Source organism: Acinetobacter sp. ABJ-A23_2 (assembly GCF_044538765.1).
GTDB classification, from domain to species: Bacteria; Pseudomonadota; Gammaproteobacteria; order Pseudomonadales; family Moraxellaceae; genus Acinetobacter; species Acinetobacter nosocomialis_A.
In genome coordinates, this window is record NZ_JBIUCP010000001.1 from 92,776 (window position 1) to 106,328 (window position 13,553).

General features: G+C 39.5%; 13 protein-coding genes. 8 read left to right on the top strand and 5 right to left on the bottom strand.

What is annotated here, in order from left to right; genetic code table 11:
• Positions 1–10 precede the first annotated feature (10 nt).
• From cysW to ACH63V_RS00475, 4 genes are all read right to left on the bottom strand, one after another.
• A complete protein-coding gene (gene cysW / locus ACH63V_RS00460) occupies positions 11–895 on the bottom strand; it encodes a sulfate ABC transporter permease subunit CysW (protein WP_002052783.1) in 885 nt (294 codons plus the stop codon).
• Entirely contained in the window at positions 892–1,725 is an 834-nt protein-coding gene (gene cysT / locus ACH63V_RS00465) for a sulfate ABC transporter permease subunit CysT (RefSeq protein ID WP_004707527.1), read from the bottom strand. The genes cysW and cysT overlap by 4 nt, the downstream gene beginning before the upstream one ends.
• An 80-nt stretch (positions 1,726–1,805) precedes the next feature.
• Positions 1,806–2,414 (bottom strand): RBBP9/YdeN family alpha/beta hydrolase, encoded by a 609-nt coding sequence (locus ACH63V_RS00470; RefSeq protein WP_396462432.1) that lies wholly within the window; start codon positions 2,412–2,414, stop codon positions 1,806–1,808.
• A 30-nt stretch (positions 2,415–2,444) separates the two neighbouring features.
• Positions 2,445–3,452, bottom strand: a complete 1,008-nt coding sequence (locus tag ACH63V_RS00475) for a sulfate ABC transporter substrate-binding protein (protein ID WP_261487971.1) — start codon at positions 3,450–3,452, stop codon at positions 2,445–2,447.
• Between the two features lie 262 nt (positions 3,453–3,714).
• Between ACH63V_RS00475 and pabC the strand changes: the two genes are divergently transcribed.
• From pabC to ACH63V_RS00495, 4 genes are all read left to right on the top strand, one after another.
• Positions 3,715–4,527: an aminodeoxychorismate lyase gene (gene pabC, locus ACH63V_RS00480; RefSeq protein WP_396462433.1), complete on the top strand. Its 813-nt coding sequence runs from the start codon at positions 3,715–3,717 to the stop codon at positions 4,525–4,527.
• Between the two features lies 1 nt (position 4,528).
• Entirely contained in the window at positions 4,529–5,599 is a 1,071-nt protein-coding gene (gene mltG / locus ACH63V_RS00485) for an endolytic transglycosylase MltG (RefSeq protein WP_396462434.1), read from the top strand.
• Positions 5,600–5,608: 9 nt separating this feature from the next.
• The gene (tmk, locus tag ACH63V_RS00490) at positions 5,609–6,208 is read left to right on the top strand and encodes a dTMP kinase (RefSeq protein ID WP_000470764.1); all 600 of its coding nucleotides are present in this window, start codon (positions 5,609–5,611) and stop codon (positions 6,206–6,208) included.
• A 136-nt stretch (positions 6,209–6,344) separates the two neighbouring features.
• Entirely contained in the window at positions 6,345–6,761 is a 417-nt protein-coding gene (locus tag ACH63V_RS00495; RefSeq protein ID WP_396462435.1) for a PaaI family thioesterase, read from the top strand.
• A gap of 56 nt (positions 6,762–6,817) precedes the next feature.
• Here the strand turns inward: ACH63V_RS00495 and nadB are convergent, their stop codons facing one another.
• The gene (gene nadB / locus ACH63V_RS00500) at positions 6,818–8,461 is read right to left on the bottom strand and encodes an L-aspartate oxidase (RefSeq protein WP_311069419.1); all 1,644 of its coding nucleotides are present in this window, start codon (positions 8,459–8,461) and stop codon (positions 6,818–6,820) included.
• Between the two features lie 230 nt (positions 8,462–8,691).
• On the opposite strand from nadB, the gene ACH63V_RS00505 reads away from it, so the two are divergent.
• The 4 genes from ACH63V_RS00505 (at position 8,692) to lepB (ending at position 13,533) form a co-directional block, all read left to right on the top strand.
• Positions 8,692–10,068: a Do family serine endopeptidase gene (locus tag ACH63V_RS00505; protein ID WP_396462436.1), complete on the top strand. Its 1,377-nt coding sequence runs from the start codon at positions 8,692–8,694 to the stop codon at positions 10,066–10,068.
• A 120-nt stretch (positions 10,069–10,188) separates the two neighbouring features.
• Complete coding sequence (locus ACH63V_RS00510) at positions 10,189–10,641, top strand: thioesterase family protein (protein WP_016804958.1); 453 nt, start codon at positions 10,189–10,191, stop codon at positions 10,639–10,641.
• Between the two features lie 176 nt (positions 10,642–10,817).
• Positions 10,818–12,635 carry a translation elongation factor 4 gene (gene lepA, locus ACH63V_RS00515; protein WP_004699962.1) on the top strand — a complete coding sequence of 606 codons (1,818 nt, stop codon included), beginning with the start codon at positions 10,818–10,820 and terminating at the stop codon, positions 12,633–12,635.
• Positions 12,636–12,705: 70 nt separating this feature from the next.
• Positions 12,706–13,533 carry a signal peptidase I gene (gene lepB, locus ACH63V_RS00520; RefSeq protein WP_016804957.1) on the top strand — a complete coding sequence of 276 codons (828 nt, stop codon included), beginning with the start codon at positions 12,706–12,708 and terminating at the stop codon, positions 13,531–13,533.
• Positions 13,534–13,553: the final 20 nt, after the last annotated feature.

The following is a 13,553-nucleotide window of genomic DNA, read 5'->3' on the forward strand; positions in this document are numbered from 1 at the left end:
ATTTCATTCCTTACGAATCAGTTGAATGCGGTTCTGGTTTGTCTTGATGTAGTTCTAACCAAGTTTTCAATACCAGTGTTAATAAGGCTAAGAAAGCAAGTAATGAGGACACGGCAAAGGCTGCACTAAAGGTGTACTCGTTATATAAAATTTCAACATGAAGTGGCAGGGTATTGGTTTCACCACGGATGTGACCAGAAACTACCGATACTGCACCGAACTCACCCATTGCACGGGCATTACACAAAATCACGCCGTAAATCAGGCCCCACTTAATGTTAGGCAGAGTGACTTTCCAAAAGGTTTGCCAGCCTGAGGCACCAAGTACAATCGCGGCTTCTTCTTCTTCTGTTCCTTGAGCTTCCATAAGAGGAATTAACTCACGTGCAACAAAAGGAACGGTAATAAAGATGGTCGCTAAAACAATTCCGGGCACCGCATATAAAATCTTAATGTCATGGTCCATTAACCAGCCGCCTAGCCAACCTTGAGCACCAAAAATCAGTACAATCATTAAACCTGCAATAACAGGTGAAACTGAAAAAGGCATATCAATAATGGTGGTTAAAATGGCTTTGCCTTTAAACTGGAATTTGGAAACAGCCCATGCAGCGGCAACACCAAATATCACGTTAATCGGTACGGCAATCGCTGCGGTGAGTAATGTTAATTTCACCGCTGACAACGTATCTGGATCAATTAAAGCCTGAACATAGACTTCAAGGCCTTGTTTAAACGCTTCAACAAAAACCAGAATAAGTGGCAGCATTAAGCAACTAAGAAAGAAAATCAGTGCAACTGTAATCAGCGTATAACGTACCCAAGTCGGTTCACGAGTTGCATCACGAGACTGTAGTTTCAAAGCAAGTGCATTGCTGTCGGTATGTAGGTTCATGTGATATTTCTCCCTGTACGACGGTTTGCCCATGCTTGAAGTAAGTTAATGACAAATAAAATAATGAAAGAGAGAACTAACATAACCGCAGCAATAGTGGTTGCACCTGCATAGTCATACTCTTCAAGGCGAGAAATGATCATGAGCGGGGCAATTTCTGTTTTAAATGGCTGGTTACCTGCGATGAAAATTACAGAACCATATTCACCCACGCCACGGGCAAATGCTAAAGCAAAGCCTGTAAATAGCGCAGGTAGTAATATTGGCAAAATAATTTTAGTAATGGTCTGCCAGCGATTTGCCCCAAGTGCAGAAGCAGCCTCTTCAAGCTCGGTTTCGATATCGCTTAGTACGGGTTGAACAGTTCGAACAATAAAAGGAATACCAATAAATACTAAAGCTAGCGTAATCCCGATAGGTGTATAAGCAACATGAATACCGAGTGGTTCTAAATATTGACCAATCCAGCCAGTAGGGGCATAAAGCGAAGTAAGCGCAATACCTGCAACTGCTGTTGGAAGTGCAAAAGGTAAGTCTACTAAGGCATCAACCAGACGTTTTCCGGGAAAGTTATAACGGACAAGGCACCAAGCTAAAAGTAGTCCGAAAACAACATTAATAAACGCCGCAATTAAAGCTGAACTAAAGCTGAGTTGAAGCGATTTTAAAATACGTTCAGAGGTTAAAATTTCCCATAGTCCGTCCCATCCGATTCCAAATGATTTGATAAAGACTGCGGCTAATGGAATAAGCACAATAAAAGAAACGTAGGCGAGGGTGAAGCCCAATGATAGACCAAACCCAGGCAGCACTCGGGATCGCTGCGACATGATATTTCCTCAAAGAGAAAAGCCTGCTGAAACCAGTAAGCGAATAAATAAAGATAAACGGCGCGGTATAAAGCTGGGTATTAAGCAAATTTCAAAGAGAAATGTGTCTTTACCGGATCAATAGATGAGTGGCTACACATCGAGTCTTCAGGAAGTAGATAGTTCAGTAAGTCAGGGAATGGGCCAAAACCAGAAGCAACATTGATATGACCGACTTGGCCAAGATTAATTGGGTTTAATTGCCAAGATTTCGCAAGTTGTAAAGCATCAAAAAAATCTAACCAAGGATCATTTTCACTAATCAGTAGTGTTGTAGGCACATTAATTTTTAACTGATGAAAATAATCTTTGTAGTCAGTCAAGCTATGACGGGCAAAACCTGCTTCACCAAAACGTGCCGGATTTGCAGGAGCAACCAAAATTAGTTTTTTAACTTGAACTTGTAACTCAGGATGCTCAGCCAAAGCAGCAACACTTGTTAAGCAACCGAAACTATGCGCAACAATTTGTACTGGTGCTTGTACTGCTTGAACAGTTTTAACAAATTGCTCAATCCATTCACTTAATACGGGTCTATCCCAGTTTTTTTGCTCAACACGAGAACTAGACACGAGTTGACGCTGCAACCAAGATTGCCAATGTTGATGTTCACTTCCACCTACACCTGGAACAATTACAGAGTGAGTCATGTCTGTTCTCCTTATCGTTAGTACAAAGAATTATTTCTCTGTACTATTGATTTTCACGATTTGATCGAAAACACCACCATTATCAAAGTGTTGTTTTTGCACTTTTGTCCAACCGCCAAACTCTTTATCAATCGTCACGAGTTTCAATGGCTTAAATACATTGCTGTATTTTTTGAGTACAGCTGCATTACGAGGGCGGTAGAAGTTACGTGCTGCAATTTCTTGGCCAGCAGGTGAGTACAAGTAGTTGAGGTAACCTTTAGCGATGGTGAGGTTGCCTTTTTTAGCAGCGTTTTTCTCAACAACAGCAACTGGTGGTTCAGCTAAAATCGAAAGAGACGGGGTAATAATTTCAAATTTGCCCGGTTGTTCGCGAACAGCTAAGTGAGCTTCATTTTCCCAAGCAAGTAATACGTCACCAATGCCACGTTCAGCAAAAGTCGTGGTTGCACCGCGTGCACCCGAATCTAGAACTTTAGTGTGCTTATAAATTTGGCGGACATATTCTTGTGCTTTAGCATCGTTACCACCTGGTTGATGTTTTGCCCAAGCCCAAGCTGCAAGGTAGTTCCAGCGAGCACCGCCAGAAGTTTTCGGGTTTGGTGTAATAATTTCTACACCTGGTTTGATTAAATCACCCCAGTCTTTAATTTGTTTAGGGTTACCCTTACGTACCAAAAACACGATTGTTGATGTGTATGGTGTAGAGTTTTGTGGTAACTTCTTCTGCCAATCAGTAGGAAGCAATTTTGCTTTTTCTGCAATTTCATCGATATCAGCTGCAAGAGCTAATGTCACAACGTCAGCATTTAAGCCATCAATCACTGCACGAGCCTGTTTACCAGAACCGCCGTGTGATTGTTTAAACTGAATATCTTGTCCAGTACGCTGTTTCCAGTAAGTACCAAACTGTTTATTAAAGTCTGTATATAACTCGCGAGTTGGATCATAAGAAACGTTTAAGAATTCTTGAGCTGCAAATGATGAAACAGAAAGAAGTGCAGCAATAACCCCGACTTTTAATTGAGAAAAACGCATGAGATAACCCCTCAAAAATACGAAATGTTCAAAACATGAACGCAGAATAGCGCTAGTCTTTATTCTAAAAAAATAATAAAAAACGAATTTAATATGAAAAATATAGAAATATAAAAAATGGATAAGCTATTCTTAAATCTTGATATATAACAAGTTTCAAAAGTGCTGATGAAATCGGTATAATTTTTTAAAATCAGTCATTTATTAATTAAATGAAAGGTGTTGTATTGTTGGGCGGTTTTTAAGAAAGGACGGATTAAGCATGTGGTGTTTTAAAAATGGGCAACCTGTTGAAACCATTCCGTTACTAGACCGAGCATTTCATTATGGAGATGGATGCTTTACCACAATTCGTGTTTTTCAAAATAAGATTGAGCTTAAAGCACGTCACTCGGAACGTCTAAAACTTGCCTGTCAAAAACTAGCATTAACTGCAAACTTTGAATTAATTGAACAGAGTTTGCAGCATCTATATAAACAAAACCTTGTACTCAACGGCACTTTAAAAATTGTGATTAGCCGCGGTGAAGGTGACCGTGGTTATAGTTTGCCAAAGCATGAAGCAGATATTTATGTCTGGTTCTATCCAAAAGCATTGGACCAGTTCCGACCAGATTTTATTGAGTGTGGGGTTTTAAATCAGGCCTTAGGTTTAACCATGCCGAGTTTAGTTGGACTTAAATCTTTAAACCGTCTTGAACAGGTACTGCTAAAAAAAGAAGCAGATCAACAAGGCTGGGCAGAAGCATTAGTATCTGATGTACAAGGTTATATTGTTGAAGGGGTAAGCAGTAATTGTTTTATTCGTTTAAATGATAGATGGATTACACCGGAACTTCGCTATAATGGCGTCCACGGTGTGATGCGTGCAGAAATTTTAGCACGTATGCAGCACCATGGAATTGCCTGCGAAGTCAGAATAATTGAGCTAGATGAAGTACCACAAATACAGAGTCTATTCTTTTGTAATGCTTTACATCCAATGCGAGTAGTTACTCAAATCGGTGAACAAACTCTAGATTCACAGGCGTGCCTAAATTTATTTCATACTCTTAACTTGAATCAGATTCATTAATATGCCGAAGCCACCTGTGAACGCGAAAGCAAAAAATGCTAAAAAAAAGGGCAAGAAAACAGCATCTCATTTTCCTAAAAAGTTGGTGCTCATTGGCTGTTTTATCGTTTTAATTTCTATTTTTGCTATTTTATGGTCAAGTTTATTTAAAGCTTATCCTATTGAAGGGAAAAAGCAGATGCTATCGATCACTTCAGGTGAGACCTACTCTGGTTTTATCGATCACTTAGCAAAAGAAAACAAAATCCATTTCCCTATTGTACTTAAGCTTTATCAAAGATTTATGATTCATGACAGCATGAAAGCTGGTGTATATGAAGTTGAGCAGGGAATGAGCGTAAGACAAGTATTAGAGATGTTGTCTAATGCTGATAATGCTCAAATGAACCGTATTTTGGTGATTGAAGGTACGACTTTTAAACAGCTTATTACTGCACTCAAAAATGATAAAAATGTAAAAAATACAATACTTGACTTACCTGATGATCAGCTGATGAAGGCGCTTGGGATTCCTTATCATCATCCGGAAGGTTTATTTGCGCCTAACACTTATTTCTTTGCAAAAGGTGAAACTGATAAAAAAATCCTGATGGATTTATATCATCACCAAATGAAAGCATTAGATGCAGCTTGGGCGAATCGTGCACCAAATTTACCTTATAAAGATAAGTATGAAGCTTTAATTATGGCTTCAATTGTTGAAAAAGAAACAAGTTTAGATAGTGAGCTTGAGCAGGTATCTGGTGTATTTGTACGCCGTCTGAAAATTGGTATGCGTCTACAAACTGACCCAACCGTAATTTATGGTATGGGTGCAAACTATAAGGGAAACATAACTCGCGAAGACTTACGTACACCAACGCCATATAATACTTATACAATTAATGGCTTACCTCCAACACCAATTGCTTTACCTAGTCAAAAAGCAATTGAAGCTGCATTACATCCAGATGACTCAAATAATATTTATTTTGTGGCAACTGGTAATGGTGGTCATAAATTTACTGCAGATTTGCAGGCTCATAATCAAGCGGTGCAGCAGTATTTATCCGTGTTGAGATCGAAGAAATAAGGAAAAGAGATGTTTATTAGCTTTGAAGGCACGGAAGGGGTAGGTAAAACTACACTCATTCGAAAAATTCATCAGCATTTTGAAGAGCAAGGTAAACAAGTTGTTTTAACCCGTGAACCGGGTGGTACGCCATTAGCAGAACAAATACGTTCAATGCTTTTGGCGGTGAATCATGATGAAAATATGAGCCATGATACTGAACTACTCTTAATTTATGCGGCACGTGCTCAACACTTACAACAAGTCATTTTGCCGGCTCTAGAGTCTAATAAAATTGTTTTAAGTGATCGCTTTACCGATGCAAGCTTTGCTTATCAATGTTCGGGTCGTGGTTTAAGCCAAGATAAATTACAGCTTTTAAATCAGAACTTTGTTTCACGCATGCCTGAGGTGACTTTTTGGTTAGATGCACCGATTGAACTTGGTATGAACCGTGCACGTGAACGAGGAGCTTTAGACCGTTTTGAACAAGAAAAGTTAAGCTTCTTTACTAAGGTTCGTGAAGGCTATGAAACCTTATGGAAAGCTGAACCAGAACGTATTAAACGTTTAGATGCTACTCAAAGTCCAGATCAGGTATTTGAGCAAGCTTTGCAATATTTAGGATAAGTAATAATAAAAGCCACTCTCATATCTCTGGGAGTGGTTAAAAATAATAATAAATCTGGTTTAAAAGGTCATAGAAAATATGAGTCAGTATTCTATGCTATTTTGAATACTGTTCTGAAATCGAAGAAAAACAAGGATGAAAAGTTCAAAAGAAGAAATTGTAGCGTTTCTTGAAAAAGAATTTCCCCCAAGTCTTGAACATTGCACGATTGAATCAGTTACGCCTAAAGCTGCTGTCGTTTATTATCACGTCGATCAAAGACATCAACGACCAGGTGGTACCATATCTGGGCCTACCATGATGACTTTGGCAGACTTTGCTTTGTATATTGCAATACTTGGTGAAATCGGAATTGTTGGTTTAGCTGTCACGACTAATTTTAATATTAATTTTTTAAGAAAACCCGCAGGTGATAAAGATCTACGCAGCGAATGTAAGCTCATGAAAGTAGGGAAGAGTCTAGTCGTGGGTGAGGTATGGATTTATTCAGTAGGGCAAGAGGAACCGGTGGCACATGTGACCGCGACTTATTCAATTCCTCCTCGATCATAAATATTAACCTAAATAAAAAGCACAGCCAGAGCTGTGCTTTTTTGTAGAAAAACAGTTTAAATTTCGGTATTAACCAATGGTTGTTCTACTGCAAAATTTGGAGGAGTTAAAACAGTTTTACGAATCTCGTTCGAAGTTTCCGGATAATCGAGCGTGTAATGTAGACCACGTGATTCTTTGCGGTGCATGGCACAGCGCACAATCATTTCCGAAACGAGTACAAGATTACGTAGTTCAATCAGGTTTTTACTGACACGGTAGTCTTGATAATATTCAGTGATTTCACGCTTTAACATTTCAATACGGTGTAAAGCACGTTCTAAACGTTTCGTGGTTCTGACAATACCAACATAGTTCCACATGGTCGAACGTAACTCATCCCAGTTTTGTAAAATCACCACATCTTCATCTGGGTTGGTTACTTGAGAGTCATCCCAAGTGGGTACTTTCGGTAGTTTGAAATTCTCATCAAACTTATTTTCGATATCTTTTGCTGCGCTCATACCGTAAACGAAGCACTCAAGTAATGAGTTACTCGCCATACGGTTTGCACCATGTAAACCTGTATAAGAGGTTTCACCAATTGCATAGAGACCTTCAATATCGGTCTGGCTATTTGAATCAACTACAACCCCACCACATGTATAGTGTGCTGCCGGCACTACTGGAATCATGTCTTTAGTAATGTCGATACCTAACTCAAGCAAACGTGCATAAAGTGTAGGGAAGTGCTCTTTAATAAACTCAGGTGATTTGTGTGTAATGTCTAACCACACATGGCGAATACCGAGACGTTTAATTTCATGGTCAATGGTACGTGCCACAATATCGCGAGGAGCCAATTCGGCACGATCATCAAAACGAAGCATGAAACGTTCGCCATCAGGCAAGCGTAAGTAAGCACCTTCACCACGCATGGCTTCAGTAATTAAAAAAGATCGCGCTTGTGGGTGGTACAGACAGGTTGGGTGGAATTGGTTAAATTCCATATTGGCAACACGGCAACCTGCGCGGTAAGCCATAGCAATACCATCGCCTGTAGCAATATCAGGGTTAGACGTATAAAGGTAAGCTTTCATCGCACCGCCGCAAGCAAGTGCGGTAAATGGTGCAAGGAAGGTATGAACTTTTTCTGTATTTTCATCTAAGGCATACAAACCAATAGCGCGATTCGCCTGATCTGTATGGCCCAATTTATGCGACGTGATTAAATCAATCGCAATGTAGTTTTCAAAAATAGTAATATTCTTGCGTTCTTTAGCACGTTCAACCAATGTAGTTGAAATGGCTTTGCCTGTAGCATCAGCAGAATGGATAATGCGGCGCTGTGAGTGGCCACCTTCGCGAGTTAAGTGAAGTTGCTCATCTTCATCTAGGGTGAACTGAACACCTTGCTTTAAAAGAAAATCAACAGAAGGACGGCCACCTTCTACGGTATGTTGTACCGCATCCATTTCACATAAATGAGCACCAGCAATCATCGTGTCATTAATATGTTGTTGAATAGAGTCAGTTTCATCAAGAACAGCAGCAACACCGCCTTGTGCATAGAAGGTACTTGCTTCAGTTAAAGCAGCTTTGGCTAAAACTGCAATATTAAAATGACTTGGTAACGATAAAGCCAGACTTAAACCAGCACCGCCACTGCCCACAATAATCACGTCAAAGTGGTGAATTGTCTGTTGATTAGGCATGTCCATTCGCATCAATTTAAAACGTCCGCTAATGACACCCCTTTTTACCTAAAAAGGCAAGAGCTTAAGCGCTCTAAGTCACAGAAAAATTGCAATTAGCTTAAAAAATTGCAATGCGTAAAATAAACGTGATGATGATGTCTTACAAATAAACATATTGTTACGCACAATTCCAAAGCATTGTGATACAAAAGTTTTATTCTTATTCTCGTAGACCAATTGTGGGTGAGCACCGAATGAAATCTCGCTATTTACAACAAGGAATGTATGCAGCGGTATTTACAGTTGCCGCTGTTCAAGCAAATGCTGCTGTTGATTTTTCAAACCTCGTTGAACAAGTTAGTCCGGCTGTGGTGAGCGTAAACGTCGTAAAAAAAATGACTCAGGATGAACTGTTACAACAGCAAGTTCCTGAAATTTTAAAACGTTTCTTTGGTAATCAGGTCATCATTCCACAGCAACAAGGTCCTCAAGAAAAAACAGCATACGGTAGTGCATTCTTTATTAGTAAAGATGGTTACTTACTCACAAATCATCATGTGATTGAAAATGCTTCCCGCATTAGTATTACTTTAAATGACCGTCGTGAAATTGATGCAACTGTTGTTGGTAGTGATGAACGTACCGATGTTGCATTATTAAAAGTCAATGGAAGTAATTATCCTGCTTTAAAAGTTGGTAATGTTGACCGCTTACGAGTCGGAGAGCCAGTATTGGCAATTGGTTCTCCATTTGGTTTTGACTACTCCGCTTCAGCAGGTATTGTCAGTGCCAAGTCACGAAACATGAGTGGTGAAACTTCTGTACCATTTATTCAAACTGACGTTGCACTAAACCCTGGTAACTCAGGTGGTCCATTGTTTAATCAAAATGGCGAAGTGGTCGGGGTAAACTCACGTATCTTTAGTGGTACTGGCGGTTATATGGGTTTATCTTTCTCTATTCCAATCGATGTTGCGATGGATGTAGCTGAACAGCTTAAAACAAAAGGGAAAGTTACTCGTTCATACCTAGGTGTTATGATGCAAGATATTGACCGTAACCTTGCCGATGCCTACAAATTGCCTAAACCGGAAGGTGCCCTCATCACACAAGTAACGCCAAATTCACCTGCTCAAAAAGCAGGGCTTAGAGCTGGTGATGTGATTTTAAAACTTAATGGTGCTTCTGTGCTGCGTACAAGTGATTTACTCTATGCATTAAATAAAGTTCAGCCAAACCAAACCGTTCAGTTTGAAGTGTTACGTGATGATAAAACTCGTAATATCACTGCAACTTTAGCAACAGCACCAGATGAAACACCAGCTACAGGTACTCAGACCTCTGCTTCTAAAGGTCCAGTGTTAGGCATGAGTATTCGTGATTTAGCTGAACCAGAGAAAAATACGTTAGGTGTAAAAGGCGGTATTTATGTTCAAGATGTCCGCCGTGGTGGGTTGGCATCATTGTCAAATATCATTCCGGGTGACGTGATTGTTCAGGTCAATAATACTCAAATTTTAAATAGCCAAGATTTTGCGAAAGTTGTTTCTAACCTACAAAAAAATACGGTTGCACGTGTTGGAATCATTCGTCAAGGACAACGAGCAATGCTTGGTTTACGCATTCAGTAAAATGATATAAAACTAAACCACCCTGAAAATGGGTGGTTTTTTATTATTTGTATTCGGCATAATGTTCGATCTAGCTAATCTAAATATAGCTTTGGATTTAATGATTAAGGTGAGTGTTTTGTGAGCAGTATTTTCGATTTACATATTCAGGTTCAGCCACAGCATATTGATGCTTTAGGTCATGTTAACAATGTAATGTATGTCCAATGGATGCAAGATGTTGCTGCTGCTCATGTTGAAACATTAGGGGTAGGCGTAACCAAATACCTTGAGCTTAAGCATGCAATGGTTGCTGTTGAGCATCATGTGCAATACCGTAAGGCTGCGTTTGAAGGCGAAGAAATTATATTGCGGACATGGCTAGACGATATCAATGCGCTTTATTCATTTCGCCAGTATGTTTTTTTCCGTCCGTCTGATCAAGCAGTCTTATTTGTTGGGAATACCAAGTGGGCATGTATTGAAATTGCATCGGGTCGACCAAAACGAATGTCGCCAACTTTTACACAAGCTTATAAGCCCCTTGATTCAAGCATAAATCCTTTAGATTTTACTATTTCATATGCTCGATAGTCGGAAGTATTACATGTGCTTTGAATTGTCATTTTTTAGAACATAAGTACAAAGCTCATGATTATTTTGGATACTTTAAAATATCCATCTGCTATAATCTCTCGCAATTTGTTAAACCGCTTTGGCTGTGTATTAAAACAAGCTACATAGCACTTTATATTTTCTCAAGGTAGCCCATGGCGCAAGCTAAAAAATCAGTTGATATCAAAAATATCCGAAATTTCTCGATTATCGCTCATATCGATCATGGTAAGTCTACTTTGGCTGACCGTTTTATTCAGATGTGTGGTGGCTTACAAGATCGTGAGATGCAAGCTCAGGTCTTGGACTCAATGGAGCTTGAGCGCGAACGTGGGATTACCATTAAAGCAGCCTCAGTGACATTGTATTACACCCATCCAAATGGACAAGAATATCAGCTTAACTTTATTGATACTCCGGGGCACGTTGACTTCTCGTATGAAGTATCTCGCTCATTAGCTGCATGTGAAGGTGCATTGTTGGTTGTCGATGCTGCGCAAGGTGTAGAAGCACAATCAGTTGCAAACTGTTATACCGCGATTGAACAAGGTCTCGAAGTTCTTCCTATTTTAAATAAAATTGATTTACCGCAGGCTGAACCTGAACGTGTAATTCATGAAATTGAAGAAATTATCGGGATTGAAGCGACAGATGCACCGACTTGTTCAGCAAAAACAGGTTTAGGTGTTGAAGGTGTATTAGAGCGTTTAGTTGACGTTATTCCGGCGCCAGAAGGTGATCGTGAAGCTCCATTACAAGCTTTAATTATCGATTCATGGTTTGATAACTACTTAGGTGTAGTGTCTCTTGTTCGTATTAAACAAGGTCGTATCCGTAAGGGCGACAAAATGTTGGTTAAATCGACAGGACAAACTCATCCGGTAACTTCTGTAGGTGTATTTAATCCTAAGCATACTGAAACAGATATTCTTGAAGCTGGTGAAGTAGGTTTTGTTATTGCGGGTATTAAAGACATTTTTGGTGCGCCAGTAGGCGATACCATTACACTTGCAACAACACCAGATGTTGCAACATTACCTGGTTTTAAAAAGGTTAAACCGCAGGTTTATGCAGGTCTTTTCCCAATCGATTCAAGCGACTTTGAACCATTCCGCGAAGCATTACAGAAATTACAAATTAACGATTCTGCCTTGTTCTTTGAACCTGAAAGTTCGGATGCACTTGGTTTCGGTTTCCGCTGTGGTTTCTTGGGCATGTTGCATATGGAAATCGTACAAGAGCGTTTAGAACGTGAGTACGATCTCGATTTAATTAGTTCGGCACCAACGGTAGTTTATGAAGCTGTTACCAAAAAAGGTGAGACGATCTATATCGACAGTCCGTCTAAAATGCCAGATGGTTCAGTTGTTGAAGATTTACGTGAGCCAATTGCTGAATGTCATATTCTTGTGCCGCAAGAATACTTAGGTAATGTCATGACCTTATGTATTGAGCGTCGTGGTGTCCAAAAAGACATGAAGTTCTTGGGTAATCAAGTTTCGATTACTTTTGAAATTCCAATGGCTGAAGTCGTAATGGATTTCTTTGACAAGCTTAAATCATGTTCACGTGGTTTTGCATCACTAGACTATAACTTCGTACGTTTCGAAAGTTCATCTTTAGTTAAGGTTGATGTATTAATTAATAGTGAAAAGGTTGATGCCTTGGCTATGATTTGTCACCGTAACGATGCTCGCCATCGTGGTATTGCTTTAGTTGAAAAAATGAAAGACTTGATTCCACGTCAAATGTTTGATGTTGCAATTCAGGCTGCCATTGGTGCTCAAATTATTGCTCGTTCGACCGTTAAGGCGATGCGTAAAAACGTTCTAGCAAAATGTTATGGCGGTGACGTGTCTCGTAAGAAGAAATTACTTTCTAAACAAAAAGAAGGTAAGAAACGTATGAAACAAGTGGGTAGTGTAGAAATTCCACAAGAAGCGTTCTTAGCTGTTTTGAAAGTAGAAAGATAAAAGAAAGGGCTGGGATGAACTTATATTCTCCCAGCCATAAAACAAGCAGCTAGGCTGCGAGTGAGGTCATGTGGATTTTGATTTTAATTTAATTCTTGTTCCAGTTACGCTGATTTTATTTGCAGTGTGGTTGTTAGATAAACTTGTTTTTAAACAGCGTGCGAATAAAGGCCGAGAGAACGAAAATTTTGTTATTACATGGGCCTATGACTTTTGGCCAGTTTTAGCTGTTGTACTTGTACTTCGCTCATTTCTTTATGAACCATTTAACATTCCATCAGACTCGATGGTTCCAACTTTAGAGACTGGCGATTTTATTTTAGTTAATAAATTTGACTATGGTGTGCGTTTACCTATCGTAAATAAAAAAGTGATTGATGTAGGTGAACCAAAACGTGGTGATGTCATCGTATTCCGTTACCCACCTCAACCAACCATCAGCTATATTAAGCGTGTAATTGGTTTGCCGGGTGACCATATTGTTTATGATCATGGACAATTGATTATTAATGGTCAAAAAGTTCCTAAAGTAGCAACACAGTTTAGTCGTGAAAAAGATGCTTTAGATACACCAACGTCTATTTATCATAAAGAAACGATTGGTGATCATACCTTTACGATGCGTGAGCTTGAAGGCGTAAACGTTGCGCGTCAGGCACCATTTATCAACTATGTTGATAATGGCAAATATTCAAACCAAGACGGTTTATATTGGGAAGTAACCGTTCCGAAAGGACATTACTTTGCAATGGGGGACAACCGCGATCAAAGTGCTGATAGTCGTTTCTGGGGTTTCGTTCCTGAAGAAAACTTAACAGGCCGAGCTTTCTATGTCTGGATGCATAAAGAACCTGGTTTCCACCTGCCAAGCTTTAACCGAAATGGGAAAATAGATTAAAAACAACCATTAGGAAAACA